At 62.1% G+C, this 22,900-nt stretch carries 21 protein-coding genes, 1 other RNA gene and 3 pseudogenes; 6 read left to right on the top strand and 19 right to left on the bottom strand.

Features of this window, described 5'->3' with window-relative positions; translation table 11 throughout:
• Window positions 1–184: 184 nt before the first annotated feature.
• Genes NKH23_RS14715 through NKH23_RS14705 form a run of 3 tightly spaced genes read right to left on the bottom strand, consistent with a single transcriptional unit; the run spans window position 185 to window position 1,646 of the window.
• On the bottom strand, window positions 185–712 hold the full coding sequence (locus tag NKH23_RS14715; protein ID WP_352718968.1) for a GNAT family N-acetyltransferase: 528 nt from the start codon (window positions 710–712) through the stop codon (window positions 185–187).
• A 54-nt stretch (window positions 713–766) separates the two neighbouring features.
• On the bottom strand, window positions 767–1,078 hold the full coding sequence (locus NKH23_RS14710) for a hypothetical protein (RefSeq protein WP_352718969.1): 312 nt from the start codon (window positions 1,076–1,078) through the stop codon (window positions 767–769).
• Window position 1,079: 1 nt separating this feature from the next.
• Window positions 1,080–1,646: a helix-turn-helix domain-containing protein gene (locus tag NKH23_RS14705; protein WP_352718970.1), complete on the bottom strand. Its 567-nt coding sequence runs from the start codon at window positions 1,644–1,646 to the stop codon at window positions 1,080–1,082.
• A 151-nt stretch (window positions 1,647–1,797) separates the two neighbouring features.
• On the opposite strand from NKH23_RS14705, the gene NKH23_RS14700 reads away from it, so the two are divergent.
• Complete coding sequence (locus NKH23_RS14700) at window positions 1,798–3,627, top strand: ATP-binding protein (RefSeq protein WP_352978570.1); 1,830 nt, start codon at window positions 1,798–1,800, stop codon at window positions 3,625–3,627.
• 44 nt (window positions 3,628–3,671) lie between these two features.
• On the opposite strand, the gene NKH23_RS14695 is transcribed toward NKH23_RS14700, so the two are convergent.
• The 3 genes from NKH23_RS14695 to miaA form a co-directional block, all read right to left on the bottom strand.
• Window positions 3,672–4,058 (bottom strand): ester cyclase, encoded by a 387-nt coding sequence (locus tag NKH23_RS14695; RefSeq protein WP_352912809.1) that lies wholly within the window; start codon window positions 4,056–4,058, stop codon window positions 3,672–3,674.
• A gap of 129 nt (window positions 4,059–4,187) precedes the next feature.
• The gene (locus NKH23_RS14690; RefSeq protein WP_352912808.1) at window positions 4,188–4,982 is read right to left on the bottom strand and encodes a GGDEF domain-containing protein; all 795 of its coding nucleotides are present in this window, start codon (window positions 4,980–4,982) and stop codon (window positions 4,188–4,190) included.
• Window positions 4,983–5,086: 104 nt separating this feature from the next.
• A complete protein-coding gene (gene miaA, locus NKH23_RS14685) occupies window positions 5,087–6,055 on the bottom strand; it encodes a tRNA (adenosine(37)-N6)-dimethylallyltransferase MiaA (protein ID WP_352978669.1) in 969 nt (322 codons plus the stop codon).
• Between miaA and serB the strand changes: the two genes are divergently transcribed.
• Complete coding sequence (gene serB, locus NKH23_RS14680) at window positions 6,045–6,932, top strand: phosphoserine phosphatase SerB (RefSeq protein WP_352912807.1); 888 nt, start codon at window positions 6,045–6,047, stop codon at window positions 6,930–6,932. The genes miaA and serB overlap by 11 nt on opposite strands.
• Window positions 6,929–7,489 (top strand): annotated as a pseudogene (locus tag NKH23_RS14675) (GNAT family N-acetyltransferase); the annotation flags it as partial. The gene serB and the pseudogene NKH23_RS14675, both read left to right, overlap by 4 nt.
• A gap of 58 nt (window positions 7,490–7,547) precedes the next feature.
• Here the strand turns inward: NKH23_RS14675 and NKH23_RS14670 are convergent.
• The 5 genes from NKH23_RS14670 to NKH23_RS14650 form a co-directional block, all read right to left on the bottom strand.
• A complete protein-coding gene (locus NKH23_RS14670; protein WP_352912806.1) occupies window positions 7,548–9,065 on the bottom strand; it encodes a DegQ family serine endoprotease in 1,518 nt (505 codons plus the stop codon).
• A gap of 143 nt (window positions 9,066–9,208) precedes the next feature.
• Window positions 9,209–10,168, bottom strand: a complete 960-nt coding sequence (gene hflC, locus NKH23_RS14665; protein ID WP_352718976.1) for a protease modulator HflC — start codon at window positions 10,166–10,168, stop codon at window positions 9,209–9,211.
• Window positions 10,168–11,262, bottom strand: coding sequence for an FtsH protease activity modulator HflK (gene hflK, locus NKH23_RS14660; protein WP_292664363.1), 1,095 nt, complete (start codon window positions 11,260–11,262; stop codon window positions 10,168–10,170). Before hflK ends, hflC begins: the two co-directional genes overlap by 1 nt.
• Window positions 11,263–11,422: 160 nt before the next feature.
• Window positions 11,423–11,941, bottom strand: a complete 519-nt coding sequence (locus NKH23_RS14655) for a dihydrofolate reductase (protein ID WP_352912805.1) — start codon at window positions 11,939–11,941, stop codon at window positions 11,423–11,425.
• On the bottom strand, window positions 11,941–12,951 hold the full coding sequence (locus tag NKH23_RS14650) for a DUF4424 domain-containing protein (RefSeq protein ID WP_352912804.1): 1,011 nt from the start codon (window positions 12,949–12,951) through the stop codon (window positions 11,941–11,943). The genes NKH23_RS14655 and NKH23_RS14650 overlap by 1 nt, the downstream gene beginning before the upstream one ends.
• Before the next feature lie 141 nt (window positions 12,952–13,092).
• Here NKH23_RS14650 and cobF point away from each other — a divergent pair, with 141 nt between their 5' ends.
• On the top strand, window positions 13,093–13,866 hold the full coding sequence (gene cobF, locus NKH23_RS14645; RefSeq protein ID WP_352912803.1) for a precorrin-6A synthase (deacetylating): 774 nt from the start codon (window positions 13,093–13,095) through the stop codon (window positions 13,864–13,866).
• A 33-nt stretch (window positions 13,867–13,899) separates the two neighbouring features.
• On the opposite strand, the gene NKH23_RS14640 is transcribed toward cobF, so the two are convergent.
• The 6 genes and pseudogenes from NKH23_RS14640 to NKH23_RS14615 all read right to left on the bottom strand — a co-directional run bounded on the left by NKH23_RS14640 (window position 13,900) and on the right by NKH23_RS14615 (window position 18,404).
• Window positions 13,900–14,241 carry a winged helix-turn-helix domain-containing protein gene (locus tag NKH23_RS14640; RefSeq protein ID WP_352466929.1) on the bottom strand — a complete coding sequence of 114 codons (342 nt, stop codon included), beginning with the start codon at window positions 14,239–14,241 and terminating at the stop codon, window positions 13,900–13,902.
• Window positions 14,242–14,322: 81 nt separating this feature from the next.
• Window positions 14,323–15,435 (bottom strand): molybdenum ABC transporter ATP-binding protein, encoded by a 1,113-nt coding sequence (gene modC / locus NKH23_RS14635; protein WP_352466930.1) that lies wholly within the window; start codon window positions 15,433–15,435, stop codon window positions 14,323–14,325.
• On the bottom strand, window positions 15,432–16,136 hold the full coding sequence (modB, locus tag NKH23_RS14630; protein WP_352466931.1) for a molybdate ABC transporter permease subunit: 705 nt from the start codon (window positions 16,134–16,136) through the stop codon (window positions 15,432–15,434). The genes modC and modB overlap by 4 nt, the downstream gene beginning before the upstream one ends.
• Before the next feature lie 15 nt (window positions 16,137–16,151).
• A complete protein-coding gene (modA, locus tag NKH23_RS14625; protein ID WP_352912802.1) occupies window positions 16,152–16,943 on the bottom strand; it encodes a molybdate ABC transporter substrate-binding protein in 792 nt (263 codons plus the stop codon).
• A gap of 242 nt (window positions 16,944–17,185) precedes the next feature.
• Window positions 17,186–17,980 carry a thymidylate synthase gene (locus NKH23_RS14620; protein ID WP_023676701.1) on the bottom strand — a complete coding sequence of 265 codons (795 nt, stop codon included), beginning with the start codon at window positions 17,978–17,980 and terminating at the stop codon, window positions 17,186–17,188.
• Between the two features lie 111 nt (window positions 17,981–18,091).
• Window positions 18,092–18,404: pseudogene (locus NKH23_RS14615) on the bottom strand (DUF2853 family protein).
• A 162-nt stretch (window positions 18,405–18,566) separates the two neighbouring features.
• Between NKH23_RS14615 and ssrA the strand changes: the two are divergent.
• Window positions 18,567–18,922, top strand: a transfer-messenger RNA (tmRNA) gene (gene ssrA / locus NKH23_RS14610).
• A gap of 80 nt (window positions 18,923–19,002) precedes the next feature.
• On the opposite strand, the gene NKH23_RS14605 is transcribed toward ssrA, so the two are convergent.
• Window positions 19,003–20,799, bottom strand: a complete 1,797-nt coding sequence (locus tag NKH23_RS14605; RefSeq protein ID WP_353034999.1) for an acetolactate synthase 3 large subunit — start codon at window positions 20,797–20,799, stop codon at window positions 19,003–19,005.
• A 403-nt stretch (window positions 20,800–21,202) separates the two neighbouring features.
• Here NKH23_RS14605 and NKH23_RS14600 point away from each other — a divergent pair, with 403 nt between their 5' ends.
• Window positions 21,203–21,943: an SDR family oxidoreductase gene (locus NKH23_RS14600; RefSeq protein ID WP_352912799.1), complete on the top strand. Its 741-nt coding sequence runs from the start codon at window positions 21,203–21,205 to the stop codon at window positions 21,941–21,943.
• A 72-nt stretch (window positions 21,944–22,015) separates the two neighbouring features.
• Here NKH23_RS14600 and NKH23_RS14595 read toward each other — a convergent pair.
• Window positions 22,016–22,828 (bottom strand): annotated as a pseudogene (locus NKH23_RS14595) (LysR family transcriptional regulator); the annotation flags it as partial.
• Window positions 22,829–22,900: the final 72 nt, after the last annotated feature.

Genomic DNA, 22,900 nt, shown 5'->3' with positions numbered 1-22,900 from the left:
CGCAATTCCAGCGTCGGCACGGAATGTGTCGATCTGGATCGCCGGGTCATTGACAGGTCTCCTTTCAGGACGACGGATCAGAATGGGCGGCTTCTCTAAGCTCGCCGCCAATTTGACGCAAGAGCTATTCTTTCCACGCCCGCGATGGTTTGACGGGTGTTGCAAAGGTGCATCGTTGTCGCCATCACGGTGTCCGGCCGATGCGTTTCCAGTAGATGAGGGTGCCTGTCAGCCCGCCATGCGGCTTCAGCGCATAATCCGGTATTTCGCCGGCCAGCGTGAAGCCGAGCTTTTCATAGAGGCCGGAAGCCCCCTCCTCTTTTGCAGTATCCAGGACCAACAGCGTGCGGCCTTTCTCCACGGCAACAGCTTCCGCCGCCTCCATCATGCGGGTTGCGATGCCCTTGCCGCGATAATCGAGGCGGGTCATCAGCTTGGCGATCTCGGCCCGGTGCGGCTGGTTGGGAGGGCAGTCGAGCAGCAAGGTGACGGTGCCGACCAGAGCCTCGCGGTTCCAGGCAGCCAGCACCACCCTTTCGCCTCTGGCGGCCGCCTGAAGCGACTTGTTCCAGAAGGCTGCGGCTATCTCCGTCGCCAGCGGGTGCATGAAGCTGACCGAGCCGCCGGCGGCAACCGTCCCGATCAGCAAATCGACCAGCATTTTTTGCGTTCCGTCAGTATTGCTGATCAGGTTGATTTCTACTGAATCCATTTGGTCTCCTCTGTCGCAACGACGGTGAATCGAGCGGCAGCATGATCTGCACCGTCAGTCGAAATGACTGAATCGCTTCCGCTTCCTGGCCCGGCGGATTTCCGCGATACGCTCGGCGTCTTCCTCTTGCAGATGTCGCCCGCGTTCCAGCAGTTCGAGCGTGTATTCCTCATAGGTCAGGCCCAGCCGCTCGGCTTTGTCCAGCCGCATCAGCATGATCTCGCGGCTCGGCACTTTCCATGCCTGGGCATGGGCGGTCCGCCAGGCAAGAAAGACATAGGGGTCGCCCTTGCCCCAGGGCGGACCGTCATAGTCGTCGAGCGGCGGACCACCATTGTCGGAGCGTTTCGGACGGCGCGCCTTCACCTCAGCTCCTGGCCAACGCAACCAGATAGTCGGCGGCGTCCGGCCCCGGAGCGTGAAAGACGCAATCGGATGGCGCGCCGAGCGCCAGGCAGTCGCCGGGTTCGAGCCTGTGAACGATGTCGCCCTCGGTGAATTCCAGCCGCCCGGAGATCAGCCATATCTGTTGCCTGATGAAGGCATAGGACGCCGCCGGGAAACTTACCTTGGCGCCCGCCGGCAACTGGATCCGGATCAGTTCGAGCGGCATGTCGGAGACCGGCGAAAGGTGCCGCCGCACATAGCCCGTAGCCGGATCGCGCCAGACCGGCTGGTCACGTTCGCGAAGCAGGCCACCGCCTTGCAATTCCGCCCTTGCTATCAAAGTGGAAAGCGTCATGCCGAAGGCGGCCGCAATGCGTACAAGAAGTGCCGCCGTCGGGCTCGTCATGCCGCGCTCTATCGTGCTCAGCATGGCTTTCGAGACATCGGACCGCTCCGCCAATTCAGCCAGGGACCAGCTGCGAGCCACCCTTTCGGCATGTATTCTTCTGCCGATGGTCGAGGAAATATCGTTCGCTATATCATCCATTAATCCAATATATCGAAATTTTTCTACGGAGCAACGGCCGTTTCGTCCAGTTTTCGCAAACTCCTTAATGTCCGCTAAACCATCCGGCCTCATCCCACCTTAACCCCGTTCGCCTAGGCTCATCGCTTGGGAAAAGGGGATCGGCCTGTCCATGCTCGTTGAACGCGAAGCCTCCATTGGAGAACCGACTTTGCTGGAGCGCCGCAGGGCGGAGCAGAACGACAAGCGGATTCTAGGCAATGTCGTGCAATGCGACGGCGCGCGCGCCACCATCAGCGCCTATGCCGACGATATCGAAGGCACGGTCACCGGCCTGTGGAGCGTCGGCAAGATGATCTCGATCAATCTCGGCACATCACGAACCGTCGGCCTGGTCTACGAAATCGGCAAGTTGGATCGTGCCTGGAGCAGCGAGGGCCAGAATCCGATCGAGGTCAGCATCGAATTGATCGGCGAGGTGCGCGATGGTGCCGAACCCGGCGCGAAGCCGGTCTTCGACCGTGGCATCACGACCTATCCGCATATCGGCGCCATTGCCCATCGTATCCGCAGCCGCGATCTGCAGGCCGTCTACGATCTCGCCGGTCGTGATTCGATCACCATCGGCACGCTGTCGCAGGACGAGGCCATCGACGCCAATATCGCCATCGACGATACGCTGGCGCGGCATTTCGCCATTGTCGGCACCACCGGGGTCGGCAAATCGACCGCCGTGTCGCTGCTCTTGCGCAAGTCGATCGTCGCCCGGCCCGACCTGCGCGTGCTCATCCTCGATCCACACAACGAGTTCGCCGCGTCGTTGCCTGAATATTGCGTCAGGGTCGATTCGACGACGCTCGACCTGCCCTTCTGGATGTTCAAGCTCGAGGAATTTGCCGAGGTGCTGTTTCGCGGCCGCGAGACGGTCCCGGAAGAGGTCGACGCCTTGCGCGATCTCATTCCCGCGGCCAAGAACCTCTACCGCAATCCGAACTCCGGCAGCTATCTACGGCGCAGCACCGACGCGCTGACCGCCGACGCGCCGGTGCCCTATCGCATTGCCGACCTCATCAAGCTGGTCGACGAGCGCATGGGATTGCTGGAAAGCAAGAACGATCGCCCCACCCTCAGGTCACTGAAGACACGTATCGAATCGGCGGCATCCGATCCGCGCTACCGTTTCATGTTCAACTCGCGCCTGATCGAGGACACCATCCACGAGACGATCGGCAACATCTTCCGCGTGCCGCATCACGGCCGCCCTGTGACCTGCTTCGAAATGGCCGGCATGCCGTCCGAGGTGGTCAATTCCGTATGCTCGGTGCTGGCGCGGCTGGCCTTCGACCTGGCATTGTGGAGCGAAGGCCGCCTGCGGCTGCTCTTCCTGTGCGAAGAAGCGCATCGCTATATGCCGGCCGATCCGCGCCTCGGTTTCGCGCCGACGCGGCACGCGCTGTCGCGCATCGCCAAGGAAGGCCGCAAATATGGCTGCTATCTCGGCGTCGTCACCCAGCGCCCGGGCGAGCTCGACCCGACCATCCTGTCGCAGTGCTCGACGTTCTTTGCCATGCGGCTCGCCAACGAGCAGGACCAGGCGATCATCCGGTCGGCGATCGCCGATTCCTCGGCTTCGACGCTGGCGTTCCTGTCTTCCATGGGCCAGCGCGAGGCCATCGCCTTCGGGGAAGGCGTGGCGACGACGATGCGGATGAAGTTTGAAAAGCTCTCCGAGGATTTGATCCCCGGCACGGCCAAGCGCGAGGACGCCTTGCCGTCCGAAACCGGCGACGAGGTCGACCTCGTGGCGATCGTCGAACGGCTGCGCAACGTGCCGAAATCACAACAGGCAATGCCGTTCGCGGAAGTCGTCGATTCGGGCCGGCAGGCCGGCGATTCGGACTATCGCAAACCGCCAGCCGCACGCACCCAGCGGAGCGACGATTTCGACCTACGCTACGGCCTCAAGCCGGCGACCTTCGGGCTACGTCCGCAAAACGAATGAGTCGGGCGACTGTTAGGCAGACCTCATCGGTGCGGCCGCAGATATCAAAGCTGAGCTTCGATGGCTGCCTTGTCTATGACTGACCACACCTGGCGAATTTTCTCTCTCTGAAACTCATAGAATACGTTCTCGGCAAACGAAATTCTCTTCCCGCTTACATCGAGCCCAAGGAACGTTCCCCTTGGCGCGCAGTCGAAGCTTAGCCGGCTCGCTATATAAGGCGGATCGGCAACCAATAGCTGAATGTCGAAGTAAAGGTCCGGAATTTCGTCGAAGTCTCTCACCAACATTTCGAGATAGCCGGACAATCCGAGCTTGCGACCGTTGTGGGTCACTTCATCATGAACAAACCGCCCCAGATTTGGCCAATCCTGCTTGTTCAGGCACGCAATATAGCCCCGGTAAAGATCGGAGAGATCGGATATAGTCACGGAACACCTCTATTCCCGGCAAGCCCCGCAAAGGCAGCATCTCAGCTTGACTGGGTGACATCGGTCTGCGTGCACCGGAAACGCAGAAAACGATACCAGACGGCCAGCATCGAATTCAATGACGGGATTTCAGGCGCAGACGCGGTTGCGCCCTTGCCTCTTTGCCTCATAGAGCTGGCGGTCAGCGCGGCGATAGAACTCCTCGGCGGTTTCCTTGCGGTCCCAGACGGCAAGCCCGACGCTGGTGGTGATCTTCAGTCGGACATTGCCTGTCAGCACCGACATGTTGGCGATCGCCTTGCGGATGCGCTCGGCGAATTTGGATAGCAGCTCGGCGTCCATATTGGGCGTGACCACCGCGAACTCCTCGCCGCCCAGGCGCGCCACCACGTCGTGATAGCGTGTCATGTCCTTGAGACAGTTGGCGACGGCCCGCAACACCTCGTCGCCGACATCGTGGCCGTGGCTGTCGTTGACCTGTTTGAAATGGTCGAGGTCGAGGATCATCAGCCCGACTGGTTTCTCGATGCGGCGGAACTCTTCGAGATATTCCTTCAGCGCATCGTCGAAGTAGCGCCGGTTCTGCATGCCGGTGAGGCTGTCGGTGAGCGCCGCATGCTCCAGCGTCTCCGAGCGCGCGCTGAGCGAAACAGTCATGGCGCGCAGCTTGCCTTCTTCCGTCGCCTGCTTTCGGATCAGCGGATAAATGAAGAAAATGCCGAAGAACAGCGCGGTCGCCAGCAGCACGCCGGTCGCAAACAGCAGCTTGTTGAGATAGACGATTTCATCGAGTTCCGAAGGCGTATTGCGAATGTCGGCGGCCAGGGTTTGCAGGAGCCCATAGGCGTAAAGCGTCACCAGGCCGGCGGCCAGGATCACAAAAATAAAGACGAAAAAGGCTGATTCCGCCTTGTGGAAACGCATCTGCTCCCCGTTGGAAAGTTCCCATCGATTTTATGGCATGCGGGAGCTTACGGACAGTTAACCTGGACAACTTCAACGCGAAATGTCCCCTCGGTGTCGGCTTTTCAGGTTGCGCTCGAAGGAGGGGGTGAGAGCATCGAGTCGATCCCCTCACCAGGACGCAATCTCTGCCATTCCGGGCCCAATTGGTGCCTGAACCAGGTAGCCTGCCGTTTGGCATATTGCCGCGTCGCGATTTTCGCGCGCTCGATAGCCTCGGGAAAACTGATGGCGCCGGCCAGCGCGGCCTGAAGCTCGCGAACACCAATTGCTTTCATCGCCGGCAGGTCGGGATCGAGGCCGAGCGCTGAAAGCTGTTTCACCTCGTCCAGTGCCCCCTTGTCCAGCATGCGATCGAAGCGGGCATCGATTCGCTCCACCAGTGCCGCTCGCTCCGGCTCGATGACGAAAAAGCGCGCGCTGCTCCTGTCGATCAACGGCCGGCCACGCGCGCCCTGCCAGTCCAGGATGGAACGGCCCGACGCGTCGAGCACCTCCAGCGCCCGCACGATGCGCTGGCCATCCGTCGACCTCAGCATCATGCCGGCCGCAGAATCCTCGCGCAACAGGATGCGGTGCAATCTCACCGCGCCCTGTTCCTGGAGCTCGTAGCGCCAGCGATCACGGATCGATTTCGGAATGTCGGGCATCTCCGAGATACCTTCCGTGAGCGCCCGGAAATAAAGCCCGGTACCTCCAACGAAAATCACCTGCCGCTCCGAAAGCGTGCCGTCGTCGATCAGCTTCGTGACATCACGCAACCAGGCGCCCGTGGAATAGGCGGTGGACGGATCGACGTGTCCATAAAGACAGTGGGGGACGCGGGCGAGTTCGGCAGGACCAGGCCGCGCCGTCAGCACGTCGAGCACCGAATAGCCTTGCATGGAATCGGTGTTGACAATGACACCGCCATTGCGCTCGGCGAGGTCGAGTGCGAGCGTCGACTTGCCGCTGGCGGTCGGCCCGGCTATCAGGATCGCGTTCTTCACGCGCCCTTCGCCCGCCTGTCCGCTGGAATTTTCGATGCCGCTGATCGCCACGCTTCTATCCCATCCCGCCGGCCAAGCATTGACGCCGACGCTAGCGAATATGGCCTCGCGGGCGGTCGGCGCAAGCGCTGTTCGCTGGCTGGCCGAAGGCATCGCCTGCGAGCTCGATTTGCCGGAGACCGCCGAAGCTTCCGAAATGACGGCGCGCCTGCATGCCGCACTTGCTTCCGAACCGATCGACGTGGCCGTCCAGCGAGCTGAGAACAGGCGCAAGAAGATCCTGATCGCCGACATGGATTCGACGATGATCGACCAGGAATGCATCGACGAGCTTGCCGACGAGATCGGCGTCAAGGATCGCGTCGCCGCCATCACCGCGCGATCGATGAACGGCGAGATCGCATTCGAGCCGGCCTTGCGCGAGCGCGTGGCGCTGCTCAAGGGTCTTGATGCCGCAATCATCGACCGCATCATCGACAATCGCCTGACGCTGGCCTCCGGCGGCCGCACGCTCGTCCAGACAATGGCGGCCAGCGGCGCCTGGACAGCGCTGATCTCCGGTGGTTTCGACATCTTCACCACCCGCGTCGCAGCATTGCTCGGCTTTCACGAAAATCGCGCCAACCGCCTGATCGAGCAGGATCGCCGCTTCACCGGCTTGGTCGCCGAGCCAATCCTCGGCCGCGCCGCCAAGGCCGAAGCCCTTATCGAGATTTCCGCCCGCCTCCGCCTGACGCCTGCCGATGCCATTGCCGTCGGTGACGGCGCCAACGATCTCGACATGATCCGTCTTGCCGGCATCGGCGTCGCCTTGCACGCCAAGCCGGCCGTGGCGGCTGAGGCAAAGATCCGCATCGACCACGGCGACCTCACCGCCTTGCTTTATCTGCAGGGTTATCGCTGGGAAGAATTTGTCGAATGACGCCGATCCGCACCGAGCGCCTGATCCTGCGCAACTGGGAAGATCGTGACCGCGAGCTCTTCCATCGCATCAATTCCGACGAGCGCGTCATGGAATTCTTTCCGTTTCGCCGCGACCGCGCCCAGGCTGACGCTAAGATGGGGGAGTTGCGCGCGGCTATCGATCGCACCGACTTCGGCTTCGCGGCCGCTGAGATCGCAGCCACAGGTGAATGCATCGGCTTCGTCGGCATAACCGGAACCGATCATTTGCCATTCCTGCCGCCCGGCACGATCGAGATTGGCTGGCGGTTGGCACCAGAATTCTGGGGCCGCGGCTATGTCACCGAAGCAGCCGAAGCCTGGCTCACCTATGGCTTTGAAAGACTTGGCCTCGACGAAATCGTGTCCTTCGCAGTCAAGGATAACAGCCGGTCCACTGCCGTCATGGAGCGCCTGCGCATGACCGCCGACCCGGCCTCCGATTTCGACCATCCCGGCGTTCCGGACAGCCACACCGCACTCAGGCGACATGTCTTCTACAGGCTGTCACGCACGGACTGGCAAGCAAGAAAAAGGCGGCCCGCTAGCCGCCCTTTTTCTTTTCAAGATCAGAGTGTTGCAGGCTCTTCTGGACTCAATCCATCCGGATTGTCACAAACCTCAGCTCGCCGGTCTTCGACGCCAGCATCAAAAGCGCGTTCTTGCGCCCTTGCTCCTTCAGCGCGCCGATCCGATCCATGACGTCCTTGGGCGTCGCGACCGATTCCTGCGCGATCTCGGTGATCACCTCGCCCGGCTGGATGCCGCGTTCGGCCGCTGCCGAATCCTTTGAGACGTCGGTCACGACGACGCCGGAGATGTCGGCGGCGATGCCGAATTTCGTGCGCGTCTCGTCGTTGAGCTCGCCGATCGTCATGCCGAGCACGGCAGCCGTCGAAACCGCAGGCGCCTTGTCGGCATCGTCCTGGTCGGTGTTGCCGTTTTCACCACCGCTGGCAAGCTTCTCGCCGTCCTCGAGCCGGCCGAGCGTCACCTTGACGGTCTGCTCGACCCCTTTGCGCACGATGATCACGTCGACCGCCTTGCCGACCGGGCTCTCCGCCACGACGCGTGGCAGGTCGCGCATCTCATGGATGTCCTTGCCGTCGAACTTGATGATCACGTCGCCGGCCTGGATTGTGCCGTTGTCGACCGGCCCGCCCTTGATGACGCCGGCAACCAGCGCGCCCTTGGCGGTCGCCATGCCCAGGCTTTCGGCAATGTCGTCGGTCACCGGCTGGATGCGCACACCGAGCCAGCCGCGCCGCGTCTCGCCGAACTGGCGAAGCTGGTCGACGACGCCCGAGGCAAGCTGCGACGGGATCGAGAAGCCGATGCCGATCGAGCCGCCCGACGGCGAGATGATTGCCGTGTTGATGCCGATGACCTCGCCGCTGCTGTTGAACAGCGGTCCACCGGAATTGCCGCGGTTGATCGCGGCATCGGTCTGGATGAAGTCGTCATACGGGCCGGAATTGATGTCGCGATTGCGCGCCGAGACGATGCCGACCGTCACCGTGCCGCCGAGACCGAACGGATTGCCGATCGCCATCACCCAGTCGCCGACACGCATCGTATTGGAATCGCCGAACTTCACCGCTGTCAGCTTGTGCCCTTTCGGATCGACCTTCAGCACCGCGACGTCGGTCTTGGTATCGGTGCCGACCAGCGTCGCCTTGAGCGTCACCCCGTCGGAGAAATTCACCTCGATGTCGTCGGCATCGGCTATGACGTGGTTGTTGGTCACCACGATGCCCTGCTCGGCGTCGACCACAAAGCCGGAGCCCAGCGACTGCACCTTTTGTCCGCCGCCGCCCTTGTCGCCGCCACGGTTCTTGAAGAAATCGTCGAAGAAGTCCTGGAAGGGTGAGCCTTCTGGAAGCTGCGGCATCGGCACCGCGCCCGGCCCCTCAGTGCCCTTCACCGTCTGCGAAGTCGAGATGTTGACCACCGCGCCGAGCAGCCCGGCGGCGAGATCGGCAACCGAGGGCGGCCCGTCGGCTGCCACTGTCGGCGTCACGAAAGACGGAACGGCAACGGCGCCGACCAGAAGCGCAGCGGCCCCGGCAATGAACGTCCGCCTCGCTGCACGCAGAAGGGTGGTGGATGTCATCGAAAGGCCTCCGGGTGTTCTAAAAAAGCGCTTCGGCAAAAACGCCGCGTCGCGTCATGTTGGCAAGAAATAAGGCACGTTTGCGGCTACGGCTACCGCCAGAGGATAAATCCTCCGTTACGCCGGCTTCCCCTGCACCGGCCCTACTGGCCGGTGCCCGGCTGTGCCGCTGGCGCGGCGGGAGCGGCCGGCGCTGGCGGTGGTGCCGGTGCCGCAGGCGTTTCCTTGCTGTCCGGGTCGCGGAAGAAGCGGAAGAACTCGGAATTCGGCGACAGCACCATCGTCGTTCCGGTGCTGTTCAGCGCAGTGCCATAGGCATTCATCGACCGATAGAAATCGAAGAAGGCCGGATCGCGCTGATAGGCCGCGGCAAACGTGGCACTGCGCTGGGCTTCACCTTCACCGCGCAGGATTTCAGACTCTTTTTGCGCTTCCGCGACGATTTCCACCACTTCGCGGTCGGCGCGAGCCCTGATCCGCTGCGCTGCCTCATTGCCTCGCGCCCTCAGCCGCTCGGCTTCGGCGAGACGTTCGGCCTTCATGCGGTCGAAGGTCTGCTGCGAGACTTCGGCCGTGAGATCGGTGCGGCGGATGCGGACATCCTCGATCTGCAGGCCAAGCGAGGTGGCATCGGGCCTCAGCTGATCGCGCACCTCGCGCATCATTACGGCGCGCTCTTCCGAAAGTGCCGCTTCGAAGTCGCGCAGGCCGTAGACGCGGCGCAAGGCGGCGTCGAGACGCGTCCTAAGCCGGGCCTCGGCCAGTTCGATCTGGCCGGAGACCGCGGCGCGGAATACGCGCGGATCCGAGATACGATAGGCGATAAAGGCATCGACCTCATAGAACTTGCCGCCCGAAACCTGGACACGGATATTGTCGAGGTCGAAGCGCAGGACCCTGTTTTCGATCAGCTGCACGGTGTCGGCATCGAAGAAGGAGAATGGAGCCTTGAAATAGATGCCCGGCTGGTTCTTGACGTCGACGATTTCGCCGAACCTGAGCACCAGCGCCTGCTGGCGCGCATTGACGACGAAGACCGACGAATAGAGCAGGAACAGGATGACCGCGGCGATGACCGCAATGACGGGAAGACGGTTGGCCATCACTGGTTTCCTCCGGTGGCCGGTGCCGGCGCCTTCTGCTGCAATGCCGGCAGCGGCAGGTAGGGAACGACCCCTTGCCCGTTGCCTTGCTCGACAATGACCTTGCTCGAATCCTTCAGCACCCTCTCCATCGTTTCCAGGTAAAGCCGCTTGCGCGTCACTTCCGGCGCCTTGGCATATTCGTCATAGACCGAGATGAAGCGCTGCGCCTCGCCTTCGGCCTCCTGCACGACCCGGTTCTTGTAGGCGGCCGCGTCTTCGCGGATCTGCGCGGCCGCGCCGCGCGCCTGGCCGAGCTTCTGGTTGGAATACTGATTGGCCTGCTCGACGAACTTGTCCTCGTCCTGTTCGGCGCGCTGCACCTCGTCGAACGCGTCTGCCACCTCGCGCGGCGGCGCGGCGTCCTCGATCGAAATGGCATTGACGTTGAGGCCGGCCTTGTAGCCGTCCAGCGTCGTCTGGATGATCTCACGCACCGACGCCGCAATGCCTTGCCGGTCGTCGCGGAAAATGTCCTGCGCCGGGCGCCGGCCGACCGCTTCACGCATCGCGCTTTCGGCGACCTGCTGCAGCATGCCGCCCGGGTCGGACACGTCGAACAGATAGGCCTTCGGGTCGGAAACCTGATAGGCCACAGAGAATTGCACGTTGACGATGTTCTGATCGCCGGAAAGCATCAGACCATTGCCGCTGGTGCTGCCGCCACCGATGCTGACAAGCTGCTCGGCGATGTTGGCGGTCTCGACCGTTTCAATAGGCCACCAATGGAAATGCAGGCCAGGCTGCGAGAGTTCCGCCTTCGGCTTGCCGAACCTGAGCTCCACCGCAACTTCGTCGGGCTGCACGGTGTAGACCGCCTTGAACGCCCATAGCACCACCAGCGCCGCAGCAATCAGCCCGAACACGGCCGGGCTCGCGCCACCGCCGCCCGGCAGCGCGCGCCGCAACCTATCCTGCCCGCGCCGGATGATATCCTCGAGATCGGGAGGCGAGCCCTGCGGGCCGCTGGGTCCCTTGGGTCCCTGTCCCCAAGGTCCCTGATTGTTGCCGCCGCCCCACGGGCCGCCGCCGCCGCTCTTGTCGTTCCAGGGCATGAATGTCCTTTCGCTTGGAATTCCCTCAAGCGCCGGCTCGCCGGCGCAAAATCCAATATTATTCTTCTATAGGTATGCAACGGCACGCTTTCAACGCGATCGGCTGCCGTCACAGTCCGCCTTTGGGTCCATTTAGACCTGTCGCGACGCTTTGTCGTCTTCAATTCACGTCGCGGCGCCGCTCGTAAACCGAATAGCGTGTCGCATGGCTGTCCTTTTGGCCAGCCTCCACCTCCTGCGAGCGGACGATCCGCCACAGCGCCGGGTCGATCGGCGGGAAATGGGCGTCGCCGTCGACCGCGGCCAGCACATGGGTGACGTGCAGCCGATCGGCCAACGGCAGCGCCTGAGCGTAGATCTCGCCGCCGCCGATGACGCAGATCTCGTCCGCGCCGGCCATGCAGCGCCCGCGCACCGTCGCCAGCGCGATCGCGTCCTCGATCGAGTGCGCGACTTCGACGCCCTCGGCGCGCCAGGCCCTGTCCCGCGTCACCACGATGTTGAGCCTGCCCGGCAATGGCCGGCCGATGCCTTCATAGGTCTTGCGGCCCATGATGATGGGCTTGCCCATTGTATCGGCCTTGAACCGCTTGAGATCGGTGGAAAGCCGCCACGGCAACCCACCCTCGCGCCCGATCACGCCATTCTCGGCGATGGCTACATAAATCGCGAGGTCCATCAGCCGCCGTTCCCGCCATCGGATGGCTCCAGCAGCAATATGTCGATGTCGTGCTCGGGGTAGAAGTTCTGCGCCTTCATCTCGAACGTCGTCGGTCCGACCTTCCTGACGTTTTCGCCGCAAAACGAGACCAGGTTCTTCGGATCGCCCTTGTCGACGGTCAGCTTGAACGTGCCGATGTTTCCCGACGCCCAGTTGCCGCCCGTGGTCAGGATATAGGCGATGCGGTTCTCGAAATATTTGGGGTAGCCGTCGGGATCGTCCTTGGCTGCCTTGCGCACGGCGTTCTCGAACGTGCCATCCATGCAGTAGCGGGTCTTGTAGGCGGCATACTGGCCCTGGAACTGGCCGTCATAGAAGAAGCTGACCGAGGAGGTGCCGCCGACGCTCGGCTTGTAGCGATGCGAGACATGGACAGCCTTGTTGGCCGGAAAGGTCGAGCGCCACCAATAGGTTGAGCGCAATTGCCAAAACGGCGTGTAGACGGTCTTCATGCCCGAACCGTCGTCGGCGGTGTCCTCGATGATGATGCCGCGATTGACCCAGTCGTCGGCGACCGCTTGCGGCAGCTTTGCCAGCGCGGCCTTGGCCGCATCGCCGAACGGATAGAACGGCACGCCCTGCGCCTTCAGGTCAGCACCGATATCGATGCCGAGTGCGAACACCTTCTGCTCGAGCTGCGGCTTTGCCGGCACCCCGTCGATCGTCACTTCGAAGCCAAGGAAATTGTCGCTCTGCGCCTCCGGAATTGCCGGTATTTCTTCGGGGTCGCCTTCGATGTCGGGCATCGGAAAGGCGACGATCGCATCGACATCCTTGTCGGTGTTGTTGCGGAAGACGTAATCGACCGCCACCTTTTCCGGCGAGATGTAGAGATCCTCGCTTTCCATCGCCACCGCATCGCTGCGCGACAAGATCAGCCCACCGGTGCCGAGCTCGGCGACCGAATCATTGGCGAGTGCGGGCGTAGCCGAGAGCGCCAGCGCTGCGGTCAGGACGTAACGGAACATGGAAACTCCCCCGGCGAGAATGCCAACATGACTCTAGCCGTTCAATGTGGCGTTTCAAAGCCTTTCGGCAAACGCGCCAGCGCCTGCCGGCATGTCATGTCGGTCTAGACACGCCGATCCCGATCGGGCAGGAGTTCGCCCATGCGCAAGCTTCTTGTCATCGGCATCGGCGCCGGCAATCCGGAGCACATGACGGTCCAGGCCATTAACGGCCTCAATCGGGCCGACGTGCTGTTCATTCCCGACAAGGGCGCCAAGAAGAACGATCTCGCCGAATTGCGCCGCCAGATCTGCGACCACTTCGTCATTAATCCGAACTCGCGCCGTGTCGAATTCGAGGTGCCGGTGCGCGCCGAGCCGGCGCCTTCCTACCGCTCGACCGTCGGCGACTGGCACGAGGCGATCGCCGCGATCTACGAAGGCCTTATCCGCGGCGAACTCCCCGAAGATGGTTGCGGCGCCTTCCTGATCTGGGGCGATCCTTCGCTCTACGACAGCGCGCTGCGCATCCTCGAGCGCGTGCGCCTCAGAGGCAATGTCGCATTCGAGCTGGAGGTCATTCCCGGCATCACCGCCATCCAGGCACTCGCAGCCAGCCACAAAATGGCATTGAACCGCATCGGCGACGCCATTTTGATTACCACCGGCCGCCGGCTCGCCGAGGAAGGTCTGCCCGAAAACGTCGGCAGCACCATCGTCATGCTGGACGGAAAATGCGCCTTCAACACGCTGGACGACAAGGACGTCACCGTCCACTGGGGCGCCTATCTCGGGACGCCCGACGAGATCGTCATCTCGGGCCGGATTGGCGACGTCGGCGACAAGATCGTGAGCACTCGTGAGGAGGCCCGTCGGAAAAAAGGCTGGATCATGGACACCTATCTGCTGCGCAAGCCGGGCGAGCCTGAGGAGTAGCAGGGATCGAGCGCGGCATGAATTCCGCCGAGTTCACGCAGCGTCGATCTCGGCCTGCAGCGCCTCCATATGTGCCGCCGCTGCTGAAGAAGCAGCCCGCTCGATGGCGCGGAAGCGGCTGACCACCGCAAGCCCGACCGACGTCAACTGGGCGCCACCGCCTTTCTTGCCGCCCGTCTGTGCCGCAACCAGCGGCTTGCCGAACACACGGTTCATGTCCTCGACCAGATCCCAGGCGTGCTTGTAAGACATCTCCATACCGCGCGCCGCGGCCGAAATCGAACCGAAGGCGGCGATCTGTTCCAGAAGCTCGATCTTGCCCGGCCCGAGGCGGCCATCTGGATCGAGATTTATCCGCAAACTCAGCGACGGCATTTGCTCCTCCGCGGTGACGCTATTCTACAAGTTCTGCAGCGATACCGCTATTCTAAAACGATATAGCGAATCATCGGCCGTTCACCCATCCGCCTCGGCCGGCAAGCCGGCGCCGGTATTCGCCCGGTCGAAGCTGACCGTCTTGACCACCGCGAAAACCTTTCGACCAGGCCGAAGCCGCAGCGTCTGCCGCGACTGTTCGGTGATGCGGGCAAGCACGGTTGCGCCATTGCAGTCGAGGCCAATCTCGACCGTAGGCCCTTCGCCCGGCTCTATCGCCACAATCGTGCCCGGCAGTATGTTGAGCGCGCTGAGGCCAACCGGCTGCTCGGTGGCGATCATCACGTCGCGGGCACGGATGCGGACGCGCACCGGCGCACCGACCGGCGTTGCCAGAAGCGGCACCCGGATCTCGCCCGCCAATGAGCCTAGCACCGTCATGCCAAAGGCTTCGTCGTGGCGCAGAACCGCGGCATCCAGCACGGCACCGCCCTCGCCGCGCTCTTCGGCCGGCAATAGATCCAGACGCTGCATGATCGCTCCGGTTGGACCGGAAGCAGCGACCTTGCCCTGCATCAGCACCACGACGTCGCTCGCCAGCCGCGCCACTTCGGCGATCGAGTGGCTGACATAGACGATCGGAATTTTCGTCTCGTCGCGTAGCCGCTCGATATAAGGCAAGATCTCGGCCTTGCGCGCCTCGTCGAGCGACGCCAGCGGCTCGTCCATCAGCAGCAATTTCGGACTGGCAAGCAGCGCCCTGCCGATTGCCACGCGCTGCTTCTCGCCACCGGAGAGTTTTGCCGGCCGCCGGTCGAGCAAATGGCCGATCCCGAGCAGTTCGACCACGCCATTGATATCCGCGTAGCGCTCGGCAGCCGGCGTGAACCAACGGCCATAGCGCAGATTGCTCGCCACGCTCATATGCGGAAACAGCCGCGCATCCTGGAACACCATGCCGATCCGCCGTTTGTGCTTTGGCACAAACAGGCCGGCATCGCTATCGACCAGCACGCGGCCCTCGGCCGCGATGCGGCCTTTGTCGGGGCGGATCAGCCCGGCAATCAAATTGATAAGCGTCGTCTTTCCGGAGCCGGACGGCCCGAACAGCGCAGTCAGCCGCCCGGCACTCTCGAAGCGGGCATTGACGGCGAAATCGCCAAGCCGGTGGCTGATGTCGACCTGAACCGTCATTCGATGTCCATCCGCCGGCCGACGCGCCGCGCCAGCACTTCCGAGGCCACGAGTGCAGCCATCGAGATGACGATCGAGATCAGCGTCAGCCTGAGCGCGCCGGGGTCGCCGCCGGGAACCTGCGTGAAAGTGTAGATCGCCGACGGCAGCGTCTGCGTCTCGTTCGGGATATTGGAGACGAAGGTGATCGTCGCGCCGAATTCGCCCATCGCCTTGGCGAAGGAGAGGATCGCGCCGGCGATCAGGCCGGGCAGGATCAGCGGCAGCGTGATCGTGCCGAACACCCATAGCGGATTGGCGCCGAGCGTGCCGGCGGCCGCCTCGATTTTGCGGTCGACCGCTTCGATCGACAGCCGGATCGCCCGCACCATCAACGGAAAACCCATCACGCCGCAGGCGAGCGCGGCGCCCGTCCAGCGAAAGGAAAAAACGATGCCGAAATGCTCGGCCAGGAAGGCCCCGGCCGGACCACGCTTGCCGAAAGTCAGAAGCAATAAATAGCCGGTCACCACCGGCGGCATGATCAGCGGCAGATGCACCAGCCCGTTGAGCAGTGTCTTGCCCCAGAACTGGCCGCGGGCGAGCACAAGGGCGATCGCCACGCCTGGCGGCAGGCTGGCAATCATCGCCACGGTCGCCACCTTGATCGACAGCCGGACCGCATTCCATTCGTCGGGAGCGAGATCCAGCAGCCAGTTCATGTGCGGTGCCGTTCGTCAGTTGCTCGGCGCAAGCATGGTAAAACCTTGCGCCTTGAAGAGTTCGCCAGCCTTGGCGGATTGCAGGCATTTCAGGAACGCCGGGGTATCCTTGCCCTTCGAATCCGCAAGCTGGGCAACCGGATAGATGATCGGCGGATGTGTATTGTCGGGGAAAGTGCCGATCACCTTCACGCCGGGCTCCGCATGCGCATCCGTGGCATAGACGATGCCGAGTGCTGCCTCGCCGGTCGAAACCAGTTTTAGGGCGGCGCGCACATTCTCGGCCTGCGCCACCTTGCCTTCGACGGAAGACCAGACACCGAGCGATTCGAGGGCTGCCTTGCCGTATTTGCCGGCCGGCACCGCCTTGACATCGCCCATGGCAAGTTTGCCGTCACCGACCAGCCCGGCAAGATCGAACCCCTTTTCGATCCTGGTCTCGACCTTGGAATCCCGCGGCGCAATCAGCACGATCTGGTTGCCAAGCAATTTCACTTCGGTTTCGGGCTTGGTCAGCTTCCTCTCGGCAAGATACTTCATCCAGTCGAGATCGGCAGAGATGAACAGGTCTGCCGGCGCGCCGCTTTCAATCTGCTTGGCCAGCGCCGAGCTCGCCGCATAGGAAATGGTTGCCGCCTCGCCGACATCGGCCTCGCAGGCCTTGTTGACGGCATCGAGCCCGTCCTTCAGGCTCGCCGCAGCAAACACGACCACCTTGTCATCGGCATGGGCCGCCGGCACCGCGGCCATCAGCATGGCGGCGAGGCCCGCGATGGCAATCGTCGTCGAACCTTTGCGCGCCAGCATGAAACTCTCCTCGTCTCGGAACGCCCGCAGCCGTCCATCGATATATCCATGTGAACATAACAAGGAAAGGCTCTTTACCGGCGACGGCATTCTGAGCTCAGGTTTCTCGGCGTGCGATAACCTCCGTTGGATACAGCGGTATCGAGGCCAAAGGAAATATCACATGAAATCAGTACCCGCGGCACGGGCAAACGAGGGCGCAGCCGCAGTAGGCAGTTTCGATATGGACAGTCAGGTAGGTCCTAGACCGCGATCGGCGCCTTGATCGTCGCGTCGGCGAAATAGTTCTCGAGCCGGAAATCCTCGAAGCGGAAGGCAAAGAGATCCTTCACCTCGGGATTTATCCATAGCGTCGGCAACGCCTTGGGCGTGCGCCGCAATTGCTCGCGCGCCTGCTCGAAATGGTTCGAATAAAGGTGTGCGTCGCCGAGCGTGTGGATGAAATCGCCGGGTTTCAGTCCGGTCACCTGCGCCACCATCAGCGTCAGCAACGCATAGGACGCGATGTTGAACGGCACACCGAGAAAGATATCGCCCGAACGCTGGTAGAGCTGGCAGGAAAGCTTGCCTTCCGAAACATAGAACTGGAACAGGCAGTGGCAGGGCGGCAACGCCATGGCCTCCACCTCGGCCGGGTTCCACGCCGAAACGATCAGCCGCCGCGAATTAGGATTTTTGCGTATTTCCTTCAGAAGATTCGCAATCTGGTCGATGGCGCCGCCATGGCCGTCCGGCCACGACCGCCACTGTTTGCCATAGACCGGGCCGAGATCGCCATTCTCGTCGGCCCACTCATCCCAGATCGAGACGCCGTGATCGTTGAGATATTTGATGTTGGTGTCACCGGCCAGGAACCACAAAAGCTCGTGGATGATCGACTTCAGGTGCAGCTTCTTGGTGGTGGTGACCGGAAAGCCGCGGGCCAGGTCGAAGCGCATCTGGTAGCCGAATACCGAGCGCGTTCCGGTGCCGGTACGGTCGCCGCGATCGGCGCCGTTTTCCAGCACATGCTTCAGAAGGTCGAGATACTGGCGCATCGGGTCCGGTCCGATTCGGGTTGTCAGCCATCATAGCCGAATGACCGTCCGCCGAACACAGCAAAGCGAGACGATTCCACCGGAGCCCACCGACACCGGCGGCGAGGTTGTTCAGAGCGAGCCGAGCATGCCCAGATCCTTGGCGACGAGGTAATAGAACGTCACCCGGCTCTTGCTGTTGTCGGCCGCCATCGCCTTGCAGGTCTTTTCGATAGCCGCATCCGCCTTGGCGCCGTCGGTGACGCCGAGCTTGCCGGCGATCCAGCTGTTCCTGACGCGCTTCAGTTCCTCCGGGTCGGTGCAGGACACCAGCGAGGAATCGCGGTTCCTGAGCGCGATGCCCAGATGCTTGACGATCTGTGGCGACCGCGTCGGCATCGGCCGCCGCATCATATTTCTTTACGTCTGCGAGATAATCGGCCATCGAATTTCCCCTCGTCGGCGCCACGGGATCCGGTCGATGAGGATTGTGGCGCGCTGCCGCAAGTATGCGCTGGGTCTCCTCACCGCCACAAAGCTTCGGTTGAGACCGGCTGCAAGTCAACCCCTTGATAATCCACTTTGACACGGGCGAAAGTGGCATTCCGGCCTTTCATTTTCCACCGCCAGTCCCTATATTCGCCTCGTCGGCTCGACCGACTATGGCGATAAACAGGCGATGAAATAAGCCGTTCGGACCCGGGGGCGGTACCCGGCGCCTCCACCAAAAACCGCGGTTCAGGAGCGGCTTTTGCTGGGGGCGAAATAGGATCGACGAAGGTGTAAAGATCGTACTTTTGCCCGGCATTGTACCACCGTTATCGGGCTAAACTTATAGTTGCCAACGACAACTATGCGGAAGCACGTCTCGCCGCGTAAGCGGTGCGATAGCTTCAATTCAAGCCCTAGTGGTTCGCACTTCTAGGCGGGGTTCGGAGGTACCTGGCAACAGAAACCTCCATTTCTCCCCTTTTGATATGTGCAGCTGCAGGCTCGTCGGCGGGCTTTTTATTCGCCCTGATAGGCCCAAGATGCCACGGCGTTCATACCAGCCCGTGGCTGATCGCATCGATCGCACCGGCGAATGTTTCACCTGTGGCCTCTTCGGGCAACAGCATCTCATTGTGGCCCCTGCCCGTCCGGATCATTGGAAAACAATTGGCGAGCTTGGCAACACGACAGTCAAGGAGCACCGGCCGGTCCACGTCGATCATTTCCTGTATCGCATCGTCAAGGTCGGCTGGTTTGTCGCAGCGCAGGCCGACCGCTCCGAATGCTTCGGCCAATTTGACGAAATCGGGCAAGGCCTCGGAATAGGAATGCGCGAGGCGGTTGCCGTGAAGAATTTGCTGCCACTGGCGAACCATGCCCATATATCCGTTGTTCAGGATGAAGATCTTGATCGGCGCGTCGTACTGGACTGCAGTCGACAGCTCTTTCATGGTCATCTGAACCGATGCGTCGCCGGCGATATCGATGACGAGGCTGTCCGGATGCGCGATCTGCACGCCCAGCGCCGCCGGTAGGCCGTAGCCCATCGTCCCGAGGCCGCCGGAACTCATCCAGCGGTTCGGCCTTTCGAAGCCGTAGAATTGGGCCGCCCACATCTGATGCTGGCCGACTTCAGTGGTGATGAAGGTGTCGCGATCCTTCGTCAGCGCGTAGAGACGCTCCACCGCATATTGCGGCATGATCGCGTCCTTGTTCATCTCATAGGAGAATGAATTGCGCGCGCGCCAGCCGGCGATCCTTCTCCACCAGTCCTGAAGGCGGCTTCCATCCGGTTTGCGAGGCACTGCGCGCCCTAGACGAACCATGTCACCCAGAACATTGCCGACATCGCCTTGTATGCCGATATCGACGTGGACGTTCTTGTTGATCGAGGACGGATCTATATCGATATGGATCTTCCTGGAGTTCGGCGAAAAAGCATCCACACGCGAGGTCACGCGGTCATCGAAGCGGGCGCCGACACAGATCATGACGTCGCAATCGTGCATCGCCATATTCGCCTCATAGGAACCATGCAGACCGACCATCTTGAGCCAGTTCTTGCCGGAGGCGGGGTAAGCTCCAAGGCCCATCAGCGTCGAGGTGACCGGCAAGTCGGTCAGTTGAACCAGCTCCCGGAGCAATCTCGATGCTTCCGGGCCGGAATTGACGATGCCGCCGCCGGCATAAATAACGGGACGGCTGGCATTGGCCATCAATTCTAGCGCCTGGCCGATCTTGCCGATATCGCCCTGCAGCTTCGGTTGATAATTTTTCAGCGCAGCAACACCCGAAGGCGGCGTGTACATTCCAGACGCAAACAGAACGTCCTTTGGCATGTCGACGAGAACAGGCCCCGGTCGCCCCGACCGGGCGATGTGGAATGCCCTATGGATCGATGACGCCAGGTCATTGACGTCTTTGACCAAAGAGTTGTGCTTGGTGCAGGATCGCGTGATGCCAATCGTGTCACATTCCTGAAAGGCATCGGAGCCGATCAATGTTGTCGGCACTTGTCCGGACAGACAGACGATCGGCACTGAATCCATCAGCGCGTCCTGCAGGGGCGTCACGGCATTCGTCGTGCCCGGGCCTGATGTGACCAGCATCACGCCGACCTTGCCCGTGGACCGGGCATAACCCTCGGCGGCATGGCCGGCGCCCTGTTCGTGGCGCACGAGGATATGCTTGATGTCGTCCTGCTGGAATATCTCGTCATAGATCGGCAATATGGCCGCGCCGGGATAGCCGAAAATATGCTCCACACCATTGTCTTTGAGTGCGCGGAGAACGATCTCCGCCCCTGTCATGCGGTTGCTCGTATGCTGAATGGAATTATCGCTTGTCATGGTTCTGTCCCGTAGCGTGATGAGGATGGGTTGACGGGGCATCGCCGAAATCGGGCGTAAGAAGAATTTCGGGCATAAAAAAAGGCCCCGTCGGGAGCCTGTTTGTCGCGCACGGGTGGCTGTCGCCGGATGGTTACACCATCCTGCCCGTGCGCTTTCCTACCACTGCAAGAACCATTGCGATCTTCATGATGATCGCTGCTACACAGAAAATCGCGCATCGTCAACGTCTCAGGCTGAGGCGTCTCAGGCTGAGGCGAAAGCCCAGGGGCTTCCCATCATCGGAACCTCCGATGGCAGCATTCGTATCTTCCCGTTTCCCTTCTCTCATGCCTTTGCGGGACAAGGCCTCAGTTTCTCGCCGCGTGTGGTCACACCCTGCGAGCTACCTGATGGAGACAAGATGAACCAGGAAACCACACCAAAACACGAACGCATCCTGATCGTTGGCGGCAGTTCCGGCATGGGGCTGTCGCTGGCCGAACAGCGGCTTGCCGCCGGCGCCGAGGTTACGATCGTCGGCCGCTCCGAGGACCGGTTGTCGGCCGCACGGCAGCGCTTGCCTCACCCGGAAAGGCTGAGGACGATCGCAGCCGACGTCACAAGCGAGGAAGAGGTCCAGCGGCTGTTCCAGGATGTCGGTACGCTCGACCACATCGTCTCGACCGCCGCCGACGTTACCGGCGTCTATGTGTTGCTTGCCGAGATGGACATCTCGTTGGCGCGGAAAGTGATGGATTCCAAAGTCGTCGGACCGCTTCTTCTTGCCAAACATGGCGCGCCTCGTCTGACGCCCAGGGGATCGATCACGCTGACCTCGGGCATCGCCGCCTATCGTCCGGCGGCGAAAGGCTCGGTGGTGGCAGCCGTTAATGGGGCCCTTGGCTCACTCGCCTACGCGCTTGCCGTCGAACTGGCGCCGATCCGCGTCAACGTCGTCTCGCCGGGCTGGGTCGACACGCCGATTTGGGATGCCGTCGTCGGCAGCGGAAAGACCGTCGCGCTGGACGCCATGGCAAAGCGTCTGCTCGTCGGCCGGATCGGCCAGGCAGCCGACGTTGCCCAAGCCATCGCGTCCCTGATGCATAACGGCTTCATCACCGGAACGGTGCTTCATGTTGATGGTGGCCAGCGGCTGGTCTAGTGACGGCCAGATTTCGCGAACCATTGCGAGGAACAGCCGCAAGACCGGCGCTTGAATGCGCCGGTGGCGCCATACCATGGTGACCGGCGCCACCGGGCTGCTTCCGACCCAGGGCAGCACGACGATATTGGCGTCAGCCGCGGAAGCCACGAGACGCGGGACCAGCGCGCATCCAAGACCGCCTTCAACAAGGCTCCGTATCGCGCCCATGCTGGCGAATTCGCCAACCAGCCTCGGACGGTCGGGCAGCGTCGCTGCAAACGTTTCGTCGAACATCCGCCTATAGACGCAACCGGGCTGGGTGACGAGGAAGGCCTCGTCGGCCAGATCGTCGGGCGTTATGGCAGAATATCCGGCCAACCGGTGATTTGCCGGCAATATGATGACGAGCTCTTCTTCTGCCACCTCCTCGCTTCGCAGCTCCGGTGCCGCCGGGACGGCTCCGAAATGGAAAGATACGTCCAGCGCCCCGCTTGTCACGCCGGCACGCAACCCACTGCTATCGTCCGCCTTGAGGTTCAGTTCCACATCGGGATGGCGCCGATGGAATTCCCCCAGCAAACCTGGCAAGCGTGTCGAGCAAAGCGTCTCCAGGCCGCCGACAGTCAGGCGACCGGCAACCGTGCCGCTCGCGTCGGCGACAGCGGAACGGGCTTCGTCCGCGAGGTCGAGGAGATCGTTTGCGTAGTCCAGCAGGCGTTGTCCCGCCGCCGTCAGCTTCAAGCCACGCCGTGACCTTTCGAACAGCGACGTGCCCAGATCGGCTTCCAGCGCCTGGATCTGTTCGGTCACGCTCGATTGGGCAAGATGAACCCGCTCGGAGGCGCGCGTGATGTTCAAGGTGGTGGCGACCGCCACGAAGGTCTTGAGATGTCGAAGCTGCATGTCCTGAACCCGTCATATAGGCATAGGCTGCTTTGAACCGGGATCGCAAACGTGAAAAGGCCGGGAACATCG

Origin of the sequence: Mesorhizobium sp. M1328 (genome assembly GCF_040318075.1) — a bacterium.
Classification (GTDB): Bacteria; Pseudomonadota; Alphaproteobacteria; order Rhizobiales; family Rhizobiaceae; genus Mesorhizobium.
This window is presented reverse-complemented; position numbering and strand designations above follow the sequence as displayed.

Coding starts and splice junctions, on each gene's coding strand:
- NKH23_RS14650 (WP_352912804.1), bottom strand. CDS start 12,951: ATGTTCCGTTACGTCCTGACCGCAGCGCTGGCGCTCTCGGCTACGCCC.
- hflC (WP_352718976.1), bottom strand. CDS start 10,168: ATGGCCAACCGTCTTCCCGTCATTGCGGTCATCGCCGCGGTCATCCTG.
- NKH23_RS14655 (WP_352912805.1), bottom strand. CDS start 11,941: ATGGACCTCGCGATTTATGTAGCCATCGCCGAGAATGGCGTGATCGGG.
- modB (WP_352466931.1), bottom strand. CDS start 16,136: ATGAACTGGCTGCTGGATCTCGCTCCCGACGAATGGAATGCGGTCCGG.
- NKH23_RS14715 (WP_352718968.1), bottom strand. CDS start 712: ATGGATTCAGTAGAAATCAACCTGATCAGCAATACTGACGGAACGCAA.
- modC (WP_352466930.1), bottom strand. CDS start 15,435: ATGACGGTTCAGGTCGACATCAGCCACCGGCTTGGCGATTTCGCCGTC.
- serB (WP_352912807.1), top strand. CDS start 6,045: ATGCCGCTGATCGCCACGCTTCTATCCCATCCCGCCGGCCAAGCATTG.
- NKH23_RS14670 (WP_352912806.1), bottom strand. CDS start 9,065: ATGACATCCACCACCCTTCTGCGTGCAGCGAGGCGGACGTTCATTGCC.
- NKH23_RS14690 (WP_352912808.1), bottom strand. CDS start 4,982: ATGCGTTTCCACAAGGCGGAATCAGCCTTTTTCGTCTTTATTTTTGTG.
- NKH23_RS14705 (WP_352718970.1), bottom strand. CDS start 1,646: ATGGATGATATAGCGAACGATATTTCCTCGACCATCGGCAGAAGAATA.
- NKH23_RS14640 (WP_352466929.1), bottom strand. CDS start 14,241: ATGCCGTCGCTGAGTTTGCGGATAAATCTCGATCCAGATGGCCGCCTC.
- NKH23_RS14620 (WP_023676701.1), bottom strand. CDS start 17,980: ATGCGCCAGTATCTCGACCTTCTGAAGCATGTGCTGGAAAACGGCGCC.
- NKH23_RS14700 (WP_352978570.1), top strand. CDS start 1,798: ATGCTCGTTGAACGCGAAGCCTCCATTGGAGAACCGACTTTGCTGGAG.
- modA (WP_352912802.1), bottom strand. CDS start 16,943: ATGCTGGCGCGCAAAGGTTCGACGACGATTGCCATCGCGGGCCTCGCC.
- NKH23_RS14600 (WP_352912799.1), top strand. CDS start 21,203: ATGAACCAGGAAACCACACCAAAACACGAACGCATCCTGATCGTTGGC.
- NKH23_RS14605 (WP_353034999.1), bottom strand. CDS start 20,799: ATGACAAGCGATAATTCCATTCAGCATACGAGCAACCGCATGACAGGG.
- cobF (WP_352912803.1), top strand. CDS start 13,093: ATGCGCAAGCTTCTTGTCATCGGCATCGGCGCCGGCAATCCGGAGCAC.
- hflK (WP_292664363.1), bottom strand. CDS start 11,262: ATGCCCTGGAACGACAAGAGCGGCGGCGGCGGCCCGTGGGGCGGCGGC.